Raw genomic sequence first — 23,113 nt, 5'->3', positions numbered from 1 at the left:
ATTTACCTTAAAAATCGTCGAATAACCGCTCTTCAAGCTGCTGAGCCTGCTGCTGCAATTTGTCCAGAAAACGTAATTTACGCACCGTATCGGCCGCTTGTTCCCAGTTTTTTGCCGCAATCTGTTGCTCCATCAGTGCCATACGAGAAGCTATCATTTGCGCAACGTTAGACAAAAATTGGGTTAATAGCGTCTCTGCTTGTGGACTGTTTTCAATCGTATCTAATTCTTCACGCAGCTCTAATTGCTCGATTAAAAATGCAGTATCGTGCATGGTATGCTGTTCATTATTAATGTCATAATCGTGAAGTGACAGCATATATTCTGCGCGTTTTAATGGATGTCGCAACGATTGATAAGCCGAATTGATGGTCGCAGCCTGCTGAAGAGCCTGCATTTTGTCTTGCTCTGATTGGGTGGCAAAACGATCAGGATGATACTGGCGTTGCAGTTCCTGATAACGCTGAGTTAATTTCTCGCGATCTATAGCGTAGACTGGGTCAAGCCCGAAAAGCGTAAAGTAATCCATAAATGCTCTGGTATTAAGGAGCTGATAGAACAACTGGCATCAGCTCATCTGCTGGGATCAGTCAAAGTGATTTTTTAAACTGTATGATATTAAAACTATATATTGAAACTAAATGTTAAATCATACGTTAAAACTTTCACCACATCCGCATTCGCTATTAACGTTCGGATTGTTAAATTGAAAGCCTTCGTTTAATCCTTCTTTGACAAAGTCCAACTCAGTTCCATCTAGGTAAACCATACTTTTACCATCAACGATAACTTTAACACCTTTATCTTCAAAAACGGTGTCTTCTTCGTTAATAGTATCTGCAAATTCAAGAACATAAGCCATTCCTGAACACCCAGAAGTCCTGACACCCAGACGCAATCCTTCACCTTTACCACGATTTTTCAGAAATGCCTGAACGCGTTGAGCAGCACTTTCCGTAAGGGAAATTGACATTGTGAACCTCACTCTGCAACAATTTTGCACAGTAATATATGCAAAAAAAGTCATGCAAATAAACAAAGGCAGACACTGTCAATTAAGCAGTATCCGCCCTTCAATCACTATCATTATATACTGATAACTCTTCGCTTATAGCGGAGTATTAGCCGGGTTACAGTTTAACGTCAAAAGTTAATCATTTCGCTAATTATTAATAAACTAAATAAGCATACGTGATTATTTCTATCGTTTGTCGCCTCACTACATACTAACTACGCGCCACTACACTCCAGTACACTGCGAATTATTATAAGTATATCGGGCGGTTATTATTTACCCTGACGTTTACTTTTATAATCCGCAATCGCTGCTTTAATGGCATCTTCGGCCAAAATAGAACAGTGAATTTTTACTGGCGGTAACTCGAGTTCTTCAGCGATTGTGGTATTTTTAATCGCTTCTGCTTCGTCTAATGATTTGCCTTTCATCCACTCAGTAACTAAAGAGCTTGAGGCAATCGCAGAACCACAACCGTAAGTTTTAAAACGTGCGTCTTCGATGATACCTTCATCGCTGACTTTAATCTGAAGTTTCATTACGTCACCACATGCAGGTGCACCGACCATGCCGCTTCCTACTGAAGGATCGCTATTGTCAAAAGAACCGACATTGCGTGGATTTTCATAATGATCAATTACTTTTTCGCTATAAGCCATGTTTAAACTCCTGAAACTGCCTAATTAATGATGAGACCATTCGATGCTGCTGATATCCACACCTTCTTTATACATATCCCATAAAGGAGATAATGCACGTAGATGTTCAATAGCTTTATGAATTTGCACGATGGCATAATCGATTTCTTCTTCAGTGGTAAAACGACCGAAGGAGAAACGAATCGAGCTGTGAGCCAGTTCATCATTCATGCCAAGTGCGCGCAGAACATAAGAAGGTTCTAAGCTCGCAGAAGTACAGGCAGAACCTGACGATACAGCCAGATCTTTTAGAGACATCATCAATGATTCACCTTCAACATAGTTGAAGCTGACATTTAGAATATGGGGAGCACCATTTTCTAAATCACCATTCAGATAAACTTCTTCAATATCTTGAATGCCGTTCCATAAACGTAGACGTAATTGACGTAAATGTTCTGATTCTTCAGCCATTTCAGCTTTAGCAATGCGGTAAGCTTCACCCATGCCCACAATTTGATGAACCGGTAAAGTACCTGAACGCATACCGCGCTCATGGCCGCCACCATGTTGTTGGGCTTCAAGGCGAATACGGGGTTTACGACGCACATAAAGAGCACCAATCCCCATAGGACCATATAATTTATGCGCAGAGAAAGACATTAAATCAACTTTCAGTGCTGCCAAATCGATAGGTAATTTACCAACGCTTTGCGTCGCATCAACATGAAAAACAATACCACGACTACGGCATAATTCACCGATAGTCGCAATATCTTGCACGATGCCGATTTCATTATTAACGTGCATAATAGACACTAAAATAGTGTCTTCACGCATGGCAGCTTCTAGCTTGCTTAAATCAATTAAGCCATTGCTTTCAGGGGCAAGATAAGTAACCTCGAAACCTTCGCGCTCTAGCTGGCGACAAGTATCAAGAACCGCTTTATGTTCAGTTTTACAGGTAATGATGTGCTTACCTTTCTTCTGATAAAAATTGGCTGCGCCTTTAATCGCCAAATTATCAGACTCTGTCGCACCAGAGGTAAATACGATTTCACGCGGATCAGCATTCACTAATTCAGCAATTTGATTACGAGCAATATCTACAGCTTCTTCAGCTTGCCAACCAAAACGGTGAGAACGGGATGCTGGGTTACCAAACACGCCATCCATTGTTAGGCATTTCATCATTTTTTCAGCAACACGCGGATCAACCGGGGTAGTTGCTGAATAATCTAAATAAATCGGTAATTTCATTACTCACTTGCTCCGTAAGACAAAAGTTGTCTCAATATTCAATTCTATCTATTGTATTTCAAGGGAGTTAGCTGCGCTATTATTGTAGAATCATCTGATGTCCAAGATGTTCTCGTTTGCCACTTTGCCTAACTCATCCTTAACTTAGATATAATCGGTTTTATATAATCGGTTTAGATATAATCTATTTGCATACTAACTACATAACTCGCACGGCAATCAATTAATAACTGGATTACCGTGAATACTGCCGAATTATGCTCTTACATTAATAATAGATTCAGGCGTAATCCCTAAAGGGGCTGTTTTACGACCGCTATTATTTTGATTTTGACGGTCAGCAACAACCATAACATCATGATTATTAACAAGTTCCTCAAGACTAATACCACTTAAGAAACTTGTAATACGGTCGCTTAAGTCACGCCACAGTGAATGAGTCAAACAACGATCACCATTTTGGCAACCGTCTTTATTCCCCTGACAACGGGTGGCATCAACAGATTCATCAACCGCAGCAATAACTTGAGCAACAAAAATTTGACCGGGTTCGCGACCCAATAAATACCCGCCGCCCGGACCTCTGACACTAGAAACCAGTTCATTTTTACGTAAACGAGAAAACAACTGCTCAAGATAAGAAAGCGAAATTCCCTGACGTTCTGAAATGTCAGCCAGAGGGACAGGTCCCGTTTGAGAATGTAACGCAACATCCAGCATAGCTGTTACCGCATAACGCCCTTTAGAAGTGAGTCTCATAGTGTATACTCCGAGGTAAATAATAGATGAAATTGTGTCATTCCCGAGTAATTTAGTCAACTATTTACCTGACTATTTCACTCAACTATTATTTCAATGCTTATTTTGATACTTTTTCATCACTATTTTTTTCATCGCCACTTTTCGGTGCGCCACTTGCCCACTTCTCCATCGACGTTAAAATTCCACGCAAAATATGCAGCTCTTGGGTCTCTACATGAGCTCGGGTAAATAAGCGACGTAAACGGCTCATTATAATCCCTGGATGGGCTTTACGAATAAACCCTGAATGGTTTAATACCTGCTCAAGATGCACATAAAAACGTTCGATATCTTCCGATGGAGGATATTCTACCGTATGTTCTTCTTCGGTGACTGTGTCGTTTTTCTGTTGACGAGCCAGAAATGCCATACGGATCTCATAGCTAACTAACTGAACTGCCATGGCTAAATTCAACGACCCGTATTCTGGATTGGTTGGAATATATAAATGGTACTGGCATTTTTGTAATTCTTCGTTGGTCAAACCCACACGCTCACGCCCAAAAACAATGGCGACTGGCGAACGTTGAGATTGAGTCACCGCTTTTTCACCACAATCACGCGGCTCGACCATTGGCCATGATAATGTTCGAGAGCGTGCACTGGTGCCAATAACTAATTCACACCCTTCTAATGCCTCATCTAAGGTATTAACTATTTTGGCATTACCAATCACATCACTCGCCCCCGCAGAAAGCGCAATAGAATGAGAATCAGGCTGAACTAATGGATTGACTAAATACAGATTCGATAGCCCCATGGTTTTCATGGCTCTAGCGGTAGAGCCCATATTACCAGTATGGGAAGTTTCAACGAGGATAATGCGGATATTGTCTAGCATGATATTTTGCGTTTTTTTCGAAAAAAGATCTCACAAGCTTAACACAAAATTGATTACGATGCCGAATAACTGTATAGTATGCAGCTCTTAAATTCGTTCTTTAACATCCCGGTGGAAAAAACCCATGCATCCGATGCTCAATATCGCCATACGTGCTGCACGTAAGGCGGGAAATAAAATCGCTCAAAATTACGAAAATCCGAGCAATATTCAAGTCACACAGAAAGGTATGAATGATTTCGTCACTAATGTTGACCGTGACTCTGAACGATTGATTATTGACATCATTCATAAATCTTACCCAGATCATACAATTATCACCGAAGAAAGTGGTGAGTTATCAGGTAAAGATCAGGATATACAATGGGTAATTGATCCACTGGATGGCACTACCAACTTCACTAAACGTCTTCCTCATTTCTCAGTCTCTATCGCTGTACGCGTTAAAGGCCGTACAGAAGTAGCTGTTGTTTATGATCCAATGCGCAATGAATTATTCTCGGCGGTACGTGGCCAAGGCGCTCAATTAAATGGTTATCGTCTACGTAGCTCTGATGTTCGCGAACTGGAAGGCACTATTATTGCTACCGGATTTCCTTTCAAATTAAAACAGCATTCTGCTGTTTATATGAAAATTATGACTAAGCTGTTTGAAAGCTGTGCTGACTTCCGTCGTACAGGTTCAGCAGCATTAGATTTAGCTTACGTTGCGGCAGGCCGTGTCGATGGTTATTTTGAAATCGGTTTAAAACCTTGGGATTTCCTTGCTGGCGAATTGATTGTGCGTGAAGCAGGCGGCATTGTGACTGACTTTGTTGGCGGTCATAACTACATCGCTTCTGGTAACATTGTTGCGGGTAATCCACGTGTCGTTAAAGATATATTAGCGTCAATGCGTGATGAGCTAAATGAAGCCTTAAAACGTTAATTTAACTCCGCGTTTTAGTCTATTCTAAAGGCTCCTGTATAAAGCCGGATATTTAAAGGCCAGAGAATGAAACGTCTTCACTCTGGCCTTTTAGTTTTACTAGCCACGCTGTTTCATCTACGCATTGCTTTATCATCCATAAATTACTTTCTAAATAATGGCTAAGACAAACCGATTACTGCTACTGCGCTACAATTTTAGGTCGAACAAAAATTGCCGGTAGGGCTAATAACGCCATAAAATAAAATACTAAGCTGTGTTGATCAGGCACCCGTTCATATATAAAGCCCACAATAACAGTAACGATGGCTAATCCACCGCCCATGGCTAACGCTGAATAAGCAGCCTGTAGCGGAATGATTTCATCATCTTTACGCGCACTAATAAATCGCATAGCTGCAAGATGACATACGGTAAATGTTCCCGCATGTAATATTTGCACCACGATTAACACAGGTAATGCGGTAAATGCGCCCATCAAACTCCAGCGTATCACTCCAATAATAGCGGATAATAACAATAAATTACGTGCGCTCCAGCGACGGAATAAGCGATGGCTAATAGTAAAAACAATTACTTCAGCTACCACGCCCAATGACCATAAATTACCAATCACCGAATCCGAATAGCCGGCTTCTTTCCAATACAACGATGCAAAACCGTAATAAGCCGCATGAGCGCCCTGAAGCAGCGTAACGCAGACTAAAAAGCGCCAAACGGAGCTGTCAGCAATCAACTGTTTGAACGAAATTTTAGGCCCATGGGTTGATTTTTTGATCCCCGCGGGCATGATGGCAGGCTTGAGTAACGTGGCAAGTAGCAGCGCTAATATACTGATAATCAGCGCGATCATGATAGTTTTATGCCCCCAAACACCGGACAAATAACCAATTAGCGAGGAACTAATAATAAAGGCTATCGAGCCCCAAACACGTAATCGACCATAATCAAAGGTAAATTGCTTTTGCCAAGTACCCGCCAATGAATCGCTTAATGGCACCATAGGAGCAAAAAAGAGGTTAAAACCTATCATTACAAAAAATAACCATGCCCAATGGGAACCAAAAGAAAAACCGACCGCAAATATCAATGTAAGTAGCGCTAATATACGCAATGCTGAGATCAATTTAGCGGGATCTTTAACCGCTGGCGTAATCAGCAGTGCCCCGATAAAACGTGCAGATAATCCGATGCCAAGTAATAAGCCGATCATCTGCGCATCGATACCCTCTCCTTGTAACCAGATTGACCAAAAGGGCAAGAAAATACCATAGGCAAAAAAGTAGGTGAAGTAATCTATCGCTAGCCAGCGTGTTGATGGAATGACCATCCCTATCCCCCATTTTTAGAAAACAAAAAACCCGCTATGCGAGGTTATCGCAGCGGGTTAGAGATTATATCCCCTTATGGCCTAAATTGTAGGTACAAAAGTCAATAAACGTGGCTTGGACCTAGAATTTTTAATATCTGAGGAATATAATTTATATTAACTTAAGCGTAGACTGGATATTTAGCACAAATATTTAATACTTTTTGCTTAATACGCTCGATTGTTGCTTCGTTATTAAGATCATCAAGAATATCGCACATCCAGCCCGCCAATTCACGTGCATCAGCTTCATTAAAACCACGGCGAGTAATTGCTGGTGTTCCAATACGTACGCCAGAAGTTACAAACGGACTTTTAGGATCGTTAGGTACGCTATTTTTATTGACGGTAATATTCGCACGACCTAATGCAGCATCGGCATCTTTACCAGTAATGTCTTTATCAACTAAATCAACTAAGAACAGGTGATTTTCTGTACCGCCTGAGACCACTTTATAGCCGCGTTGTTGAAACACATCAACCATGGCTTTAGCATTTTTAGCAACTTGTTGTTGATAAACTTTGAATTCTGGTTCCATAGCTTCTTTTAATGCCACCGCTTTACCCGCGATAACGTGCATTAAAGGACCGCCCTGTGAACCTGGGAATACCGCTGAATTCAGCTTCTTATACAGCTCTTCGTCACCACCTTTAGCTAAAATCAGGCCACCACGTGGGCCGGCTAGTGTTTTATGAGTCGTGGTAGTAACAACGTGAGCATGTGGAACCGGATTAGGATAAACATCTGCAGCAACTAAACCAGCAACGTGCGCCATATCAACAAATAAATATGCGCTAATGCTATCAGCGATTTCACGCATTTTAGCCCAGTCTACAACGCCAGAATAGGCAGAGAAGCCACCAATAATCATTTTAGGCTGATGTTTTTTAGCTTGAGCAGCGATATCGTCATAGTCGATTTTACCGCTTTCGTCGATACCGTAAGGAACGATATTATATAATTTGCCGGAGAAGTTTACTGGTGAACCGTGGGTTAAATGTCCGCCGTGTGCTAGGTTCATGCCCAAAACAGTGTCACCTGGTTTCAGTAATGCCATATATACAGCTGCATTTGCCTGAGAACCTGAATGTGGCTGTACGTTAGCGTAATCTGCACCAAACAGCTCTTTTGCACGGTCAATGGCTAATTGCTCAACCACATCAACAAATTCGCAACCACCATAATAGCGTTTGCTTGGATAACCTTCGGCGTACTTATTGGTCAGCTGAGATCCCTGAGCTTGCATAACTCGTGGGCTAGTGTAGTTTTCGGAAGCAATTAACTCAATATGCTCTTCCTGACGTTTTACTTCATTTTCCATCGCTTCCCACAGTTGTGGGTCGTAATCTGCAATATTCATTTCACGCTTTAACATTCGCTTCTCCTGCCTCAGCTAATACAAAGTAGTCAATCATTCGAACCTGAATGCCAACAGTGTAAACTCTTTTTCTTCATGGTGATAGCCCTAACATCAAATATTACGCAATCGATTGCATTATTTTTAAAATTATTTTAGCTACAATCTATTAACATTATTAAATACTATTAATAAAATATAAATTGACATATATCACTAAAAATACGCCTTATATTAATCGATAGTTAGCAAGCCATGACTTTAAATAGGTTTATTAAAATCTGACTATTTACTTTACCTTTAAAACGATATAAGTTGCATCTATAATACATGTTATAAATTTTCATGATATAATGAGAAATGTTCAGGAGAACCTGCATGATCGATCACCAGACTATCGCAATTGTTAAATCAACTATTCCCGCTATCGCCGCGACCGGCCCTAAATTAACCGCGCACTTTTATGAACGGATGTTCAAACATCATCCGGAGTTAAAAGATATTTTTAATATGCGTAATCAAGAAACCGGGGATCAACGCGAAGCGTTATTTAATGCTATTTGTGCCTACGCTATCAATATTGAAACCCCAGAAGTACTAATGTCAGCAGTTGAAAAAATTGCTCAAAAACACGCTAGTTTAAATATTAAACCAGAACACTATCCGATTGTTGGCGAGAATTTACTGGCGGCTATTGATGAATTACTCAGCCCGGGACAAGAAGTATTAGATGCATGGGGACGAGCCTATGGCGTATTGGCAAATATTTTTATTCAACGTGAAGCTGAAATTTATCAAAAAAATAAACAGAAAGTTGGCGGCTGGCAGGGACTACGTGAGTTTACACTGGTAAAAAAAATACCGCGAAGCGAACTGATTACCAGTTTTGAATTTGCCCCTGTCGATGGTCAGCCGGTGGTAGATTATTTACCCGGCCAATATCTTACTATTTATATCAATGATGCTAGATTTGATAATCAAGAAATTCGCCAATATTCATTAACTGAAGCAGCTAATGGTCATAGCTATCGAATTGCGGTTAAGCGCGAATCAAAAGGTGCAGTATCGAATTACCTGCATCAGCATTTAAACCAAGGTGATCGGGTTAAATTAGCCCCACCTTGTGGTGACTTTTATCTCGATATTGCATCAGAGACACCGGTGACGCTAATTTCAGCAGGGGTTGGATTGACGCCAATGTTGAGCATGCTCCATCATCTTAAACAAACTCAGCATACGGGAGAAATTCACTGGCTACATGCTACGGATAATGGCAAGGTACATGCCTTCGCAGATGAAGTTAGCGATTTGATTTCAACGCTGAAAAAAGCTCAATCTACCGTTTGGTATAATACCCCGAATACAGATGACCAATTAGGGATAGATTATCACCATCAGGGATTAATGGATCTTTCAATGATTAAAGCTCAGATAATTAATCCTAAGATGCACTATTACTGCTGCGGTCCCGTCGAATTTATGCAATTTATTGCACGACAATTGATAGAGATGGGTGTCAGTTCTGATAATATTCATTATGAATGTTTCGGTCCACATAAGGTCTTGTAAACCAAATTATTCATCTCTTATCATTTCTTATTTGCGGTAACGGGGGTCCCATAAGCACACGATTCCATCCCATTCCTGTGTGCTTATTCCGTTACCGCAACTTTTTAGCGTCGCTAAACTAAATATCCCCAATAATTCTACTACAGAAAATTTATTGTCTCGTCTTTAATACAGTAGATTTATGGTGGTATATAAACATCATACTCCACCACTATTAGCGATTAAATAGCTTCGTCATCCTGCTCGCCGGTACGAATACGAATGACTCGAGCAACATCGTAAACAAAGATTTTACCGTCACCGATTTTGCCCGTTTGTGCCGTCTGCATAATAGTTTCTACGCAGCTCTCGACAATATCATCAGGTACCACTATCTCAATTTTTACTTTAGGTAAAAAATCGACCATATATTCTGCACCACGATATAACTCGGTATGGCCTTTTTGACGACCAAAACCTTTAACTTCGGTAACAGTCATTCCGGTAATACCCACTTCAGCCAGAGCTTCACGGACATCATCTAATTTAAACGGTTTAATAATTGCATCAATCTTTTTCATAAAACAATCCTGTTATGACCAGTTTTTGCGACCGAAACCCGAAGTGATGGGATAACGACGATCTTTACCGAAATTACGTGCCGTTATACGTGGCCCAACAGGTGCTTGGCGGCGTTTATATTCATTAATATCCACTAAACGAATGACTTTATGTACAATCTCTGCATCAAATCCTTGAGCAATTAATTGTTCAACTGATAAGTCTTTTTCGACATAACCTTCCAGCAAAGCGTCTAATATTTCATATGGTGGTAAACTGTCTTGATCAACTTGTCCGGGCGCTAACTCAGCAGAAGGAGGACGATCAATTACACGCTGTGGAATAGCTGGAGAAACCGTATTGCGATATTTAGCTAATTCAAAAACGATTGTCTTAGGTACATCTTTTAACACATCGAATCCGCCCGCCATATCACCATATAAGGTAGAATAACCCACTGCAGATTCACTTTTATTACTGGTTGTCAGCACTAAGCGACGGCGTTTATTTGACATCGCCATCAAAATAACAGCGCGGCAACGAGCCTGTAAATTCTCTTCGGTGGTATCCGCTTGAGTATTCGCAAACATCGGCTGTAATTGAGTCATAAAAGCATCAAACATTGGCTCGATGGAGACAATATCAAATTCAACACCCAGCAATTCAGCTTGCTCTTTCGCATCATGAATACTCATATCTGACGTATAACGAAACGGCATCATGACAGCTTGCACATGTTCTTTACCAATGGCATCAACAGCAATTGCTACCGTTAATCCCGAATCAATCCCGCCCGACAATCCAAGGATAGCTCCATTAAATCCATTCTTGTTAATATAATCGCGTGTTGCTAATACTAACGCTTGATAAACTTGTGCTATCCGCGTCAATACTGGTGCCGGTTTATCCATCGCCACAATGTTTACATCATCAAACTGACATAAAGCAATTTGCTCATCAAAAGCCGCTAAACGGTGAGTTTGATTACCCTGCTGATCAAATACTTTTGAACAGCCATCAAACACTAATTCATCCTGTCCACCAACCTGATTTAAGTAAATAATCGGTAACTGTGTCCGTAAGCAATGATTTTTCAATAATTGTGAGCGGATATGGGGTTTTTCTCGATTATAAGGCGACGCATTAATGGTTAATAAAATTTCTGCTCCCGCCTGTTTCACCGCATCAACCGGTGCATCAAACCAGACATCTTCGCAAATTAATACTCCTAAACGATAACCTTTAAAATCAATAACACAGCTTTGATCGGCAGCAGCAAAATAGCGTGGTTCATCGAAAACACCGTAATTCGGTAATTGTTGCTTAAAATAACGAGCTTTTAATGCTCCCTGCCAGAAGAATGAGAGCGCATTATAAGTTTTACCTTGTTCTTTCCAAGGGTGTCCCACAATTATTGCGGCATGCTCACTTGCCGACTGTAAACGAGCTAACTGAGCATTACAACGTTGATACAAATCATCGCGGAACAATAAGTCTTCAGGCGGATAGCCTGTCAGGGCTAATTCTGAAAAGACCACCAAATCAGCGAGATCTTTTTGCTCCTGGACAATTTGCAACATACGTTCGCTGTTGCCTTCGATATCACCAACCACCCAATTAATCTGGGCTAATGCGATGTTAAGCTTACGACTCATAAGGTCTTTATTCTCCCGGAGCGTTTAAAATATAGCGTGTTGAAAACACATAATTTAACCTGACTAACTCAAGATCTTCAGCCACTAATAGCTACGTTATTCTTTGAAATCATTAACATCAAGTTCATGTCGTGCCAATAATTTATAAAATTCAGTTCTATTGCGACCCGCCATACGTGCCGCTTGAGTCACATTGCCTTTAGTCATTTGCAACAGTTTACGTAAGTAATTGAGTTCAAATTGATTTCTTGCCTCGACAAAAGTTGGCAATGCCGTATTTTCACCTTGAAGCGCCTGTGTAACCAGCACTTCACTAATCACTGGCGACGTAGTCAATGCCACACACTGTTCAATCACATTAACCAATTGACGCACATTGCCCGGCCAACTTGCCGCCACTAAACACTTCATTGCCTCGGTCGAAAAACTTCTCACAAAAGGTTTATGCCGGATAGCCGAGCTACGTAAAAAATGATTTGCCAACAAAGGAATATCTTCTGCACGTTCATTTAAGGTTGGAATACGTAAATTAACCACATTCAGACGGTAAAATAGATCTTCGCGAAATTCTTTCTTTTCCATTGCCTTAGGTAAATCACGGTGCGTAGCTGACAGTATCCGTACATCGATATCTAAATCTCGATTACTGCCCAAAGGACGCACTTTACGCTCTTGTAACACCCGCAGTAATTTAACCTGCAAAGGCATCGGCATATCGCCAATTTCATCAAGGAACAGTGTCCCGCCTTGAGCGGCAAAAAATAGCCCTTCACGGCTGCTTACCGCACCGGTAAATGCACCTTTAGCGTGGCCAAATAATTCAGATTCTAATAATTGTTCTGGCAATGCCCCGCAGTTAATAGCAATAAATGGCTTTTTCGCCCGCGGGCTGGCTTTATGAATAGCTTGTGCTAAAACCTCTTTCCCCGTGCCGCTTTGACCATTAATCAATACACTGACATCGGATTGTGCGACCATACGAGCTTGTTCTAATAACCGTAACATCAATGGGCTACGTGTCACAATGCCTTCATTCCACTCTTCTGCGCTGAGCGGTCCAGCAGAAAGTGCTAATGCTTCGTCGATAGCTTTATACAACGCATCACGATCTACCGGCTTCGTCAAAAATCCAAATACACCGCGCTGAGTTGCTGCAACAGCATCAGGAATCGAACCATGGGCAGTTAAAATGATCACTGGTAAATTAGGATGCTGTTTTTGTATTTCATCAAACAGCGTCATACCGTCCATTTCATCCATACGCAAATCACTGATAACTAATTCAATTTTTTCTTTGGTCAGCATTTTCAAGGCTTCAGGACCACTTTCTGCGGTAACAACTCTGAAACCCTCGCTGGTTAAACGCATACCCAGTAATTTCAGCAGACTCGGATCGTCATCCACTAACAATAAATTTGCTGATTTACGTGCTGTCATTGCGTTTATCTCCTGTATATTTTTATGAATAGTCGATTATTCTTTAGAAGTACTCGTGGCGTCTTCCGTAGGGTTGACTGTCTCGACTGGTGGTTTCTGCAATGACGTCTGTTCATCTGCGGGTTTATCTGTCGCCGGTTTTTCCATTTCAGCGGCCGGAATATTTTGAGTCTGTTTACGGGATGAGAGCTGGCGCTCAATATCGGTTAGATTTTCTAATTTACGCGACACATTATTTAATTCAAATTCAAGCCGTGCATTTTGCTCTTTTAAGCGATCTATTCTATTGTCACTGTCTTGTTGTAAACGCTTAAAACGCAGGTTTATCTCTGTCAGATTAATCGCCTGTACTTGCTGCTCTCGCCACAATTGCAACAACGGCCGAACTGCCGTCGGAAATTGTAAGCTATAAGTATTCAAGTTATCGACAATTTTACGCCGCTCAGCCACTGTCGGTTCTGCTGCATTTAATAAAATACTCTGCTGAAAAACTTGCCACCAGTGGTTAGCATCAATTTGATTTGCATCGGTACGAGCTTCATTAGTGGATAATCTATCCGCACAGTCCATGACACGTAGCCAATATAATGAATTTTCGCGTACATTTGGCTGTTCCATATTCCAAATATTCTCACAATCGGTATAACGGTAATCAACCACTTTATCTTCTGGCAAAACCGATTGAGTTAATGTACTTAACGGAGATTGCCCATTCACTCCCACACAACCGACTAAAATAAACGGCAACATTAAAACCCCCAGTCGCAAAAAATTGACTGAGTAAGCTGTTGTTGAGCGTTTAAATTTCACGACTGCTGCGTGAAAACTTGCTCGCGACCATTGATTGGCAGCCAGCAAGGATCCTATAGACCTGATCATCATTATTATTCATTCTCTGCTGTTAACGGCAGCTCAATTCTGAAACAAACATCCGCTGATTTGCTGGAAATTAATGTCAATTCGCCGCCCATCTGCCGAATACAATCTTTGGCAATACTGAGGCCTAAACCACTACCTTTGACTGCCCCTTTGCGGACTAATGAGCCTTGATAAAAGGGTTCAAAAATCATACTTTGCTCAGATTCAGGAATTGGTGTACCTGTATTAGCGACTTCTATTTGAATTTTATTGCCATATTGCCGACTGGTAATCCAAATATTACCTGATCCGCTGCCATAGTGCACCGCATTGGAGTAAAGATTATCTATCACTCGAGTTAATAATGTCGGTTCCGCTAAGCAATGATCGGCTTTTAACTTCACCTCAGTCACCATGTTTTTAGCTCTTGCTGGCAAATTATGAGCGCTAACAATATCATCGATCAGCTTTTTCAAATCAATCCATTGGGCTTCCGGTGGGCTATCGGCCAACTTACGATTATAGTCTAATAGCTGCTCAATCAGCTGCTGTAAATGTTTGCTGCTGTTATCAAGAATTTCAACCACTTCTTTTTGCTCACCATTTAATGGGCCTACGACTTCGTCTGCTAATAACTCGGTCCCTTCTCGCATACTGGCTAATGGCGTTTTTAATTCGTGGGAAATATGACGTAAAAACTCATGCCGCTGAGATTCTAACCACGCCAAACGTTCGCTAAGCCAAATAATCCGCTGGGCTAACGATCGTAATTCTCGCGGACCTTTAAAACGGTCAAGATTATTAGTCAACGTTCTTCCAGTGCCTAACCGATTGATCATGCGTTCAATACCTTTCACTGGTCCAATAATCATGCGGGTAAATAGCGCGACTAATAACACACTTAATAAAAATAAAATTAAACTTTGCCAGCCAAATAATTGACCTTTATTGGCGATAGCCGTTTGTAAATGCTCTCCGCGACTAAAAATAACATGCCGAGTAACTTCAGCAAGATGAGTATTCGCCAGAGAAAATTGTTCTAATGCCTGAGACATCGCTGGCTCTGGCTGGCTACCTTCGCATTGAATTTCTTTTAATTGCGCTAACAAATTGATAATAGGTGCTGTTATTTCATCATTTGACAAAATAACGGCTTGCCGCTCAAGCATAGTGGTATATTCATAGAATTGTTTTTTATAGATAGCATTACGCGATTCGTCACGTAGCACGCAAGATTGCCGATAGGTTCGTTCGATATCGAGAGCTAAACTGCTGATAACTTCACGCCGACCAGCATCAAGTAAAGTCGTACGGTTAATTTCAGCCGCCTGATTACTCAGCTGCTCTAAACTTTGATAGGCCTGATAGGCCAGTACCAGCAACGGTAATAATACCAGCCAGAAAGCCATCACTACGAGTTGGCGCAATGAGCGCGGAAATAGACGCCACTTATTCAAAGAAATCATCTCATTACCTGTATATTTTCTTTATGGTAACAGAACTATTTACCGAGTGTGAACTTGATTAATCGGTTTAATCACATAATTAGACTGATTTTATGATTAATCTTTAACCCAAGATAAAATTTGCTCATCGATGATAGTGAATTATTGTGATACCGCATGAAAGAAAGAGAAAATAAATGAAGGGCGATACATAACGGTGAGAGCAGGATGGTGGAATGAAGCGTTTTTCTTCATTCCACCCGTGATAACATACTTTATTAGTTATATTCCACTGATCTTGCTTATATAAGTTATTTATCTATAACTCATATAGGTGGCGCCTCACTCAACGTGTCGTCCTTTGCGTGATAAGGCCCGAGGGCGAATATCGATATTACCGGACGGTAGGCACCTTACTCTGGCGTCATTCTGATTTTATGTGGTATATCCCCACCCTAATGTGGACCGACATAATGAGTTGAATGAGCAACTGATTTATATAATGCATCATCCGTGCCAAGTTTTCAAATTAATATTTAATCGACTGATATATAAAGAAATTAAACTTTAAAACTCAAATTTCAATCTTATACTACCGTTTTTATTTCCACAAATAGCCGATACTGTCTCTTATTTGAGACACTAAAATTAGCTTTATTTAATTACCTTTAAAATCAATAGTATAAATGTCTCCTATTTGAGACAATAATAAAGCTAATTGTCGGTATATCACGACAGGCTATATTTATCGCCAAAAAAACCCTGCCGAAGCAGGGTAAAAATAACAAGATAGTTTATTGATATTACAAAATAAATTAACCTAATTGACGACGCGCATTACGGAAAATACGCATCCATGGACTATCTTCGCCCCACTCAGCTGGGTGCCACGAGTTACTAACGGTACGGAAAACACGTTCAGGATGTGGCATCATCACAGTAGCACGCCCATCCGTCGTCGTGACTGCCGTAATCCCATTCGCTGAACCATTTGGGTTAGCCGGGTATTGTTCTGTCACTTGGCCAAAGTTATCGACAAAGCGCAACGCCACTAAATGATTGGCTTCTAACTGCTGTAAATGTGCTGGATCACGAACTTCAACTAAGCCTTCACCGTGCGAGACGGCAATCGGCATACGCGATCCCTCCATATCTTTAAATAGCAATGATGGGCTATCTGCGACCTCAACTAAACTAAAACGAGCTTCAAAACGTTCAGACCGATTACGAACAAAGCGTGGCCATAATTCAGCACCGGGGATCAAACTACGTAAATTCGACATCATCTGACAGCCATTACACACGCCCAATGACAAGGTATCCGGACGGTTAAAGAACGCCGAAAATTCATCACTTACTCGAGGATTAAACAGAATTGATTTAGCCCATCCCTCGCCCGCACCTAAGACATCTCCATAAGAGAATCCACCGCAAGCCACCAGCGTATGGAATCCTTCCAATGAACGATTACCTGCCATTAAATCACTCATATGCACATCGACGGCATCAAAACCGGCACGATGGAATGCTGCAGCCATCTCAACATGCGAGTTAACGCCCTGCTCACGCAGTACTGCCACTTTTGGCTTAGCCCCACGCATAATATAAGGCGCGGCGACATCTTCAGAAATATCAAAAGTCAGCTGTGTATTCAGCCCCGGATCGGTCAAGTCAAGTTTGGCCTGATGCTCTTGATCTGCACATTCGCTATTATCTCGAATACGTTGCATCTGCCATGTGGTTTCAGCCCACCATTGGCGCAAAGTACTACGACGTTCTTGATAGACAATAGTGTCTCGGCTACTAATAATAATATCATCACCAGAGGTTGCACTACCAAGTTCGAATAAGCAATCAGCTAGCCCTGCCTCAGCAAAACACGCCTTTACATACGCTAAGTCTGACGCTCGGATTTGCATTACTGCACCTAACTCTTCGCTAAATAATGCGGCTAAAATATCATCGTCAAACGCACTGATATCCACCTTGATACCACAGTGCCCAGCGAACGCCATTTCAGCCAATGTCACCACTAAGCCCCCATCGGAGCGATCGTGATAGGCCAATAATTTTTGCTCGCCAATTAAACGCTGAATCGTCTGGAAAAAGGCCGCTAATAATTGAGGAGAACGAACATCAGGTGTGCTACTGCCTAACTGACGATAAACTTGGGCTAATGCCGATCCACCGAGCGCATGATGTCCCTGTCCCAAATCGATTAATAACAATCGGTTATCAACTTTGGTTGTTAATTCCGGCGTGACAGTTAAGCGCACGTCTTCAACCCGACCAAACGCGGTGATCACCAATGATAACGGCGATGTCATCTCTTTAGTTTCGCCATTTTCATCCCAACGCGTTTTCATCGACATCGAATCTTTGCCTACAGGAATAGTTATCCCTAACGCAGGACATAATTCTTCACCAATCGCTTTTACGGCAGCATACAATCCCGCATCTTCACCTGGATGCCCTGCGGCAGCCATCCAATTAGCTGATAGCTTAATACGTTTTAAATCTTGGATATAAGCCGATGCAATGTTGGTTAGAGCTTCTCCTACCGCCATACGTGCAGAAGCCGCGAAATCCAATAATGCGATTGGTGCACGCTCACCAATAGACATAGCCTCACCATAGTAGCTGTCTAGGCTCGCCGTCGTTACCGCGCAATCGGCGACCGGAATTTGCCACGGTCCCACCATTTGATCACGCGCTACCATGCCAGTTACTGAGCGGTCACCAATGGTGATTAAGAATGTTTTTTCAGCCACCGCAGGCAAATGCATAATACGTTTTACCGCATCGTGTAACTCAATCGCCGCTCTATCTAATGCCTGTGCTGGTGCCTGCTGAGTTGTAACATCGCGCAGCATTTTGGGTGTTTTACCTAACAATACATCTAGTGGCATATCGATAGGATGATTATCAAAATGTTGATCATTCAATAATAAATGATGTTCTTCTGTCGCTTCACCAATGACCGCATAAGGTGCACGTTCACGTTGACAAATTGCTTCAAAGATTGGCAATTTTTCAGGAGATACAGCCATAACATAACGTTCTTGCGATTCGTTACACCACACTTCTAGTGGGCTCATGCCCGGTTCATCATTTAGGATTTTGCGTAATTCGAAACGACCACCCCGACCACCATCGCTTACCAACTCAGGCATCGCATTGGATAAACCACCAGCACCGACATCATGAATAAAAAGAATCGGATTATCGTCGCCCATTTGCCAGCAGCTATCGATAACTTCTTGGCAACGGCGTTCCATTTCTGGGTTATCCCGTTGAACCGAAGCAAAATCTAAATCTTCATCGGATTGACCGGAGGCCATCGATGACGCAGCGCCGCCACCTAAACCGATATTCATTGATGGACCACCGAGTACAATCAGCTTAGCCCCAACGGAGATCTCACCTTTCTGGACATGATCTGCACGAATATTACCGATCCCACCGGCAAGCATGATCGGCTTATGATAACCGCGTAATTCCTCACCGTTATGACTGGTGACTTTTTCTTCATAAGTGCGGAAATAGCCCAACAGTGCGGGACGACCAAATTCATTATTAAATGCAGCGCCGCCTAATGGACCGTCCATCATAATATCGAACGCACTAACAATGCGTGATGGTTTACCGAAATCTTCTTCCCATGGCTGTTCAAAACCGGGAATTCTCAGATTAGACACAGAAAATCCGACTAAGCCCGCTTTAGGTTTAGCGCCACGCCCTGTTGCACCTTCATCACGAATTTCTCCACCAGATCCCGTTGCTGCCCCCGGCCATGGAGAAATTGCTGTTGGGTGATTATGCGTTTCGACCTTCATCAAAATATGGGCATCTTCTTGATGATAATCATAATGACGGTCTTGTGCATCGGGGAAAAAACGCCCGACTGAAGAACCTTCCATTACCGCAGCATTATCTTTATAGGCAGATAATACATAATCTGGTGTCTGCTCGAAGGTATTTTTGATCATCTTAAATAACGATTTAGACTGAGCTTCACCATCAATAATCCAATCGGCATTAAAAATTTTGTGACGGCAATGTTCAGAGTTAGCTTGCGCGAACATATACAGTTCGATATCGGTAGGATTACGCTGTAATTTTGCGAAGGCCGCCAATAAATAGTCAATTTCATCATCCGCTAAGGCTAATCCCATCGCCGTATTCGCCTGTTCAAGAGCATTGCGCCCTTGAGATAATATATCAATCACCTTCAGCGGTGCAGGCTGATGTTGTACAAACAAAGCAGCGGCTTGATCCATTGAGGTAAACATCACTTCCATCATACGGTCATGCAATATAGCAGCAACCGCCTGCTGTTGAGTATCAGTCAACGTATCCGCTTGTATATAATAAGCAATACCGCGTTCAATCCGCTTAACTGCCGTTAAATCACAATTATGCGCGATATCGGTAGCTTTAGATGACCATGGAGAGATAGTTCCGGGTCTTGGCGTAACCAGTAATAACGTCCCGAAAGGCGTATGTTCCGGGAGCGATGGGCCATATTTGAGCAGACTTTCCAGCTTTTCTTTATCACTATTACTTAGCGGTGCCGCTAAATCAGCAAAATGTACATATTCAGCGTAAATATCAGTAATTGGGATCTCTTGTTGCTGAAATAATGTCAGTAAGCGGGAGATACGGAATGCTGATAAAGCAGGTGAGCCACGCAAAATTTCCATAGTCTTTGATTCTCTCTTTTGAACGCCAGCCCTGACCGTTAATGCAGGGGAACTGAAGCCATTATAAAGCAATGTTCATCAATACGAAACCGTTTGCGTGAGCAAAAATAAAGCGAAGTGATAAAATATCTCTCATATAAAATAGACAATTTTTGTTGCACCGCGCTAAATTGTTTCGCAGAATGTCAGATTACTGGGAATATAACCATACTAAATTTAGCTCGATTTGAGTTTTTATTACGACGACACCAGTACCACTAACGAGATATAATTATTTGAATAATTTTAAAATACATTATTTCGTTATCGCTATTATTGCTTTTTTATCTGCCGCTATCATTGGCTTAGATACTCATTGGTCAGGCCACCAAGAATCGCAGTTAAAAAGAATACTGTCACGCAAAGAGTTGCGCGTCAGTGTTATCAGTTCACCACTGATCTATGTTAACGATAAAAATGAAATTAGCGGTTTTGATTATGAACTCGCACAGCATTTTGCCGATTATCTCGGCGTCAAACTTAAGGTTACGGTTAGACCAACCATTAATCAGCTGTTTGATGATCTAAAAAAAGATAAAGCTGATCTAGTCGCGGCGGGCTTACTGTACAATCAAGATCGCTTAAAAAATGCCCAAGCGGGTCCACAATATCTATCCGTATCGCAACAATTAATTTACCGGAAAGGTACGACTCGACCTAAATCATTTGATCAAGTTAATGGAAAATTTGTGGTCATGGCGGGCTCTGCGCATGCTAGAACGCTCAAACAGTTAAAACAATTTTATCCGGAGCTAAGCTGGCAAGAAACCAACGACTACAGTACCCATCAGCTGCTAGAAATGGTGGCTGAAGGGATAATCGACTATACGCTCGAAGATTCTATCTCGGTATCACTGCAACAACGTATTCATCCTCAAGCGGCAATTGCATTCGATCTCGGTGAAGAAAATGCCATCACTTGGTATATGGAACGAACGGCAGACGATAGCCTCAACGCGGCTTTGCTGGATTTTTTCAATGCCAGTAATGAAGAAGAATTACTAGCCCGCTTAGAAGAAAAGTATTTTAGTCATGTCAGCAGCTTTGATTATTTTGATACGTTGACCTTTATTAGTGCTATTAATAAAGTCTTACCTGATTATCGGCCCCTATTTGAAAAATATGCGCATAATATTGATTGGCGTTTATTAGCGGCGATCGCTTGGCAAGAATCCCATTGGGATCCACAGGCAACATCCCCCACAGGAGTACGTGGTTTAATGATGCTAACCAAACCGACAGCTGCCACTATGGGAGTGCAAGACCGTTTAGATCCCGAAGAAAGTATTAAAGGAGGGGCGGCTTATATTGAATATATTATGCAACGTTTACCAGTATCTATCCCCGACGATGAACGTATTTGGTTTGCTTTAGCCGCGTATAATATGGGCTATGGTCACATGTTGGATGTACGTAAGCTAACTGAACAGCAAGGAGGCGACCCAAATCGATGGTTAGATGTTAAATCTCGTTTGCCATTGTTGACTCAGAAAAAATACTATACCCAGCTCAACTACGGCTATGCCCGCGGGCATGAAGCCTATCGCTATGTCGAAAATATTCGCCGTTATCAGCAAAGTTTAGTCGGTTATCTATATAATCAAGAAAATAAGCCATTAACGGAGCCTAATGAACTGCAAGCCCGTTTGTTTGCACCTCTAGACGAGAGTACCTCATCAGCCCTTATTAAGCAGAATAGTGATTCAAATATCGAGCCAGCAAATAGTTATCCAGCGCCTAAATCTCATTCTGTACCACAAGAGAAAGTAAGTCTGAAAAATCTACAGAATCAGTCAATACCAAATAAAATATCTGCGGTAAATCCAGAAAATATTCTCGGCGATCATTTTCTTTCGATTTATCATAAAAGAAAACAGCAATTGCAAAAACAAGCTAGTCAATATCAACAATCTCATGATGATACTCGCGCTATTCCGCTGATACCTAGTGCAGAACATTAAGTCTATTGTTAACTATCAATTAGTTCGAACTTGGCTACCCGTGGACGAAGCACTGAAAATGTAGCAATTCCCCCTAGTAATTTCTCCAAGGGGGTGTTGATTCAATAAAACGATTAAATTAATCAACTTAAATATTAATAAATATCCCTATTGTTGTGCTGATTTAGCTGCAGCTTGAACTAATAATTTTTGCTGTTTTTTCTGCTCACGACGTAACTTAAAGAATTGACTTAATAAATCAGCACATTCTTCAGCTAATACCCCAGAAACCACCTCTATACGATGATTCATTCCTGGATGCCCTATAACGTCCAATAATGAACCACAGGCACCGGTTTTAAAATCACTCGCTCCATAAACTAAACGCCCTACTCGCCCGTGGATCATCGCACCGGCACACATAACGCACGGCTCTAATGTGACATACAGTGTAGTATCTAATAAACGATAATTAACCAATCGCTCTCCCCCCGCGCGAAGTGCAATAACTTCTGCATGTGCGGTGGGATCATTATCACTAATTGGTCGATTCCAACCTTCAGCAACTAATTGATCATTTTTAACCAATACTGCTCCTACAGGTATCTCGCCAATATCCTGAGCTTTTTTAGCCAACTGCATCGCATATCGCATCCAGTATTGATCTCTCTCGGCTTGGGTCACATCAACCTCATCGATATTAAATAATCGATAATT

Annotated in this window: 18 protein-coding genes; 3 read left to right on the top strand and 15 right to left on the bottom strand. The window is 41.6% G+C overall.

Going from position 1 to position 23,113, the window contains the following annotated elements; translation table 11 throughout:
* Positions 1–7: 7 nt before the first annotated feature.
* The 6 genes from hscB to trmJ form a co-directional block, all read right to left on the bottom strand.
* The gene (gene hscB, locus M992_RS07510) at positions 8–529 is read right to left on the bottom strand and encodes a co-chaperone HscB (RefSeq protein ID WP_047256032.1); all 522 of its coding nucleotides are present in this window, start codon (positions 527–529) and stop codon (positions 8–10) included.
* Positions 530–649: 120 nt separating this feature from the next.
* Positions 650–973 carry an iron-sulfur cluster assembly protein IscA gene (gene iscA / locus M992_RS07505; protein ID WP_047256031.1) on the bottom strand — a complete coding sequence of 108 codons (324 nt, stop codon included), beginning with the start codon at positions 971–973 and terminating at the stop codon, positions 650–652.
* Between the two features lie 314 nt (positions 974–1,287).
* Positions 1,288–1,674, bottom strand: a complete 387-nt coding sequence (iscU, locus tag M992_RS07500) for a Fe-S cluster assembly scaffold IscU (protein WP_047256030.1) — start codon at positions 1,672–1,674, stop codon at positions 1,288–1,290.
* 24 nt (positions 1,675–1,698) lie between these two features.
* A complete protein-coding gene (locus M992_RS07495) occupies positions 1,699–2,913 on the bottom strand; it encodes an IscS subfamily cysteine desulfurase (RefSeq protein ID WP_047256029.1) in 1,215 nt (404 codons plus the stop codon).
* A 255-nt stretch (positions 2,914–3,168) separates the two neighbouring features.
* Positions 3,169–3,672 carry a Fe-S cluster assembly transcriptional regulator IscR gene (iscR, locus tag M992_RS07490; RefSeq protein ID WP_053907996.1) on the bottom strand — a complete coding sequence of 168 codons (504 nt, stop codon included), beginning with the start codon at positions 3,670–3,672 and terminating at the stop codon, positions 3,169–3,171.
* Between the two features lie 100 nt (positions 3,673–3,772).
* Positions 3,773–4,555 (bottom strand): tRNA (cytosine(32)/uridine(32)-2'-O)-methyltransferase TrmJ, encoded by a 783-nt coding sequence (gene trmJ / locus M992_RS07485; RefSeq protein WP_053907995.1) that lies wholly within the window; start codon positions 4,553–4,555, stop codon positions 3,773–3,775.
* A 124-nt stretch (positions 4,556–4,679) separates the two neighbouring features.
* Here trmJ and suhB point away from each other — a divergent pair, with 124 nt between their 5' ends.
* A complete protein-coding gene (gene suhB, locus M992_RS07480) occupies positions 4,680–5,483 on the top strand; it encodes an inositol-1-monophosphatase (protein ID WP_047256026.1) in 804 nt (267 codons plus the stop codon).
* Positions 5,484–5,664: 181 nt separating this feature from the next.
* Here suhB and M992_RS07475 read toward each other — a convergent pair whose 3' ends face one another.
* Complete coding sequence (locus tag M992_RS07475) at positions 5,665–6,813, bottom strand: 3-phenylpropionate MFS transporter (RefSeq protein ID WP_053907994.1); 1,149 nt, start codon at positions 6,811–6,813, stop codon at positions 5,665–5,667.
* Positions 6,814–6,974: 161 nt separating this feature from the next.
* Positions 6,975–8,228 carry a serine hydroxymethyltransferase gene (glyA, locus tag M992_RS07470; protein ID WP_053907993.1) on the bottom strand — a complete coding sequence of 418 codons (1,254 nt, stop codon included), beginning with the start codon at positions 8,226–8,228 and terminating at the stop codon, positions 6,975–6,977.
* A 360-nt stretch (positions 8,229–8,588) separates the two neighbouring features.
* Here glyA and hmpA point away from each other — a divergent pair, with 360 nt between their 5' ends.
* Positions 8,589–9,779 carry an NO-inducible flavohemoprotein gene (gene hmpA, locus M992_RS07465; protein ID WP_053907992.1) on the top strand — a complete coding sequence of 397 codons (1,191 nt, stop codon included), beginning with the start codon at positions 8,589–8,591 and terminating at the stop codon, positions 9,777–9,779.
* 221 nt (positions 9,780–10,000) lie between these two features.
* On the opposite strand, the gene glnB is transcribed toward hmpA, so the two are convergent.
* From glnB to purL, 6 genes are all read right to left on the bottom strand, one after another.
* On the bottom strand, positions 10,001–10,339 hold the full coding sequence (gene glnB, locus M992_RS07460) for a nitrogen regulatory protein P-II (RefSeq protein WP_047256022.1): 339 nt from the start codon (positions 10,337–10,339) through the stop codon (positions 10,001–10,003).
* Positions 10,340–10,351: 12 nt separating this feature from the next.
* The gene (locus tag M992_RS07455) at positions 10,352–11,974 is read right to left on the bottom strand and encodes an NAD+ synthase (protein ID WP_053907991.1); all 1,623 of its coding nucleotides are present in this window, start codon (positions 11,972–11,974) and stop codon (positions 10,352–10,354) included.
* A gap of 96 nt (positions 11,975–12,070) precedes the next feature.
* Complete coding sequence (gene glrR, locus M992_RS07450; RefSeq protein ID WP_047256020.1) at positions 12,071–13,411, bottom strand: two-component system response regulator GlrR; 1,341 nt, start codon at positions 13,409–13,411, stop codon at positions 12,071–12,073.
* Between the two features lie 36 nt (positions 13,412–13,447).
* On the bottom strand, positions 13,448–14,161 hold the full coding sequence (qseG, locus tag M992_RS07445; protein WP_053908064.1) for a two-component system QseEF-associated lipoprotein QseG: 714 nt from the start codon (positions 14,159–14,161) through the stop codon (positions 13,448–13,450).
* 134 nt (positions 14,162–14,295) lie between these two features.
* Complete coding sequence (locus tag M992_RS07440) at positions 14,296–15,735, bottom strand: sensor histidine kinase (RefSeq protein WP_053907990.1); 1,440 nt, start codon at positions 15,733–15,735, stop codon at positions 14,296–14,298.
* 794 nt (positions 15,736–16,529) lie between these two features.
* Positions 16,530–20,417, bottom strand: a complete 3,888-nt coding sequence (gene purL, locus M992_RS07435; protein ID WP_053907989.1) for a phosphoribosylformylglycinamidine synthase — start codon at positions 20,415–20,417, stop codon at positions 16,530–16,532.
* Between the two features lie 275 nt (positions 20,418–20,692).
* Here purL and mltF point away from each other — a divergent pair, with 275 nt between their 5' ends.
* Positions 20,693–22,417, top strand: a complete 1,725-nt coding sequence (mltF, locus tag M992_RS07430; protein ID WP_053907988.1) for a membrane-bound lytic murein transglycosylase MltF — start codon at positions 20,693–20,695, stop codon at positions 22,415–22,417.
* Between the two features lie 147 nt (positions 22,418–22,564).
* Here the strand turns inward: mltF and tadA are convergent, their stop codons facing one another.
* The gene (tadA, locus tag M992_RS07425) at positions 22,565–23,080 is read right to left on the bottom strand and encodes a tRNA adenosine(34) deaminase TadA (RefSeq protein WP_211257335.1); all 516 of its coding nucleotides are present in this window, start codon (positions 23,078–23,080) and stop codon (positions 22,565–22,567) included.
* Positions 23,081–23,113: the final 33 nt, after the last annotated feature.

It is taken from the genome of Moellerella wisconsensis ATCC 35017 (assembly GCF_001294465.1).
Taxonomy (GTDB): domain Bacteria; phylum Pseudomonadota; class Gammaproteobacteria; order Enterobacterales; family Enterobacteriaceae; genus Moellerella; species Moellerella wisconsensis.
This window is presented reverse-complemented; position numbering and strand designations above follow the sequence as displayed.

Bases quoted from the DNA above. Each gene is read 5' to 3' on its own strand.
- M992_RS07475 (WP_053907994.1), bottom strand. From the start codon at position 6,813: ATGGTCATTCCATCAACACGCTGGCTAGCGATAGATTACTTCACCTAC.
- glyA (WP_053907993.1), bottom strand. From the start codon at position 8,228: ATGTTAAAGCGTGAAATGAATATTGCAGATTACGACCCACAACTGTGG.
- iscR (WP_053907996.1), bottom strand. From the start codon at position 3,672: ATGAGACTCACTTCTAAAGGGCGTTATGCGGTAACAGCTATGCTGGAT.
- M992_RS07495 (WP_047256029.1), bottom strand. From the start codon at position 2,913: ATGAAATTACCGATTTATTTAGATTATTCAGCAACTACCCCGGTTGAT.
- hmpA (WP_053907992.1), top strand. From the start codon at position 8,589: ATGATCGATCACCAGACTATCGCAATTGTTAAATCAACTATTCCCGCT.
- M992_RS07440 (WP_053907990.1), bottom strand. From the start codon at position 15,735: ATGATTTCTTTGAATAAGTGGCGTCTATTTCCGCGCTCATTGCGCCAA.
- purL (WP_053907989.1), bottom strand. From the start codon at position 20,417: ATGGAAATTTTGCGTGGCTCACCTGCTTTATCAGCATTCCGTATCTCC.
- hscB (WP_047256032.1), bottom strand. From the start codon at position 529: ATGGATTACTTTACGCTTTTCGGGCTTGACCCAGTCTACGCTATAGAT.
- iscU (WP_047256030.1), bottom strand. From the start codon at position 1,674: ATGGCTTATAGCGAAAAAGTAATTGATCATTATGAAAATCCACGCAAT.
- suhB (WP_047256026.1), top strand. From the start codon at position 4,680: ATGCATCCGATGCTCAATATCGCCATACGTGCTGCACGTAAGGCGGGA.
- glrR (WP_047256020.1), bottom strand. From the start codon at position 13,411: ATGACAGCACGTAAATCAGCAAATTTATTGTTAGTGGATGACGATCCG.
- iscA (WP_047256031.1), bottom strand. From the start codon at position 973: ATGTCAATTTCCCTTACGGAAAGTGCTGCTCAACGCGTTCAGGCATTT.
- trmJ (WP_053907995.1), bottom strand. From the start codon at position 4,555: ATGCTAGACAATATCCGCATTATCCTCGTTGAAACTTCCCATACTGGT.
- glnB (WP_047256022.1), bottom strand. From the start codon at position 10,339: ATGAAAAAGATTGATGCAATTATTAAACCGTTTAAATTAGATGATGTC.
- M992_RS07455 (WP_053907991.1), bottom strand. From the start codon at position 11,974: ATGAGTCGTAAGCTTAACATCGCATTAGCCCAGATTAATTGGGTGGTT.
- qseG (WP_053908064.1), bottom strand. From the start codon at position 14,161: ATGTTGCCGTTTATTTTAGTCGGTTGTGTGGGAGTGAATGGGCAATCT.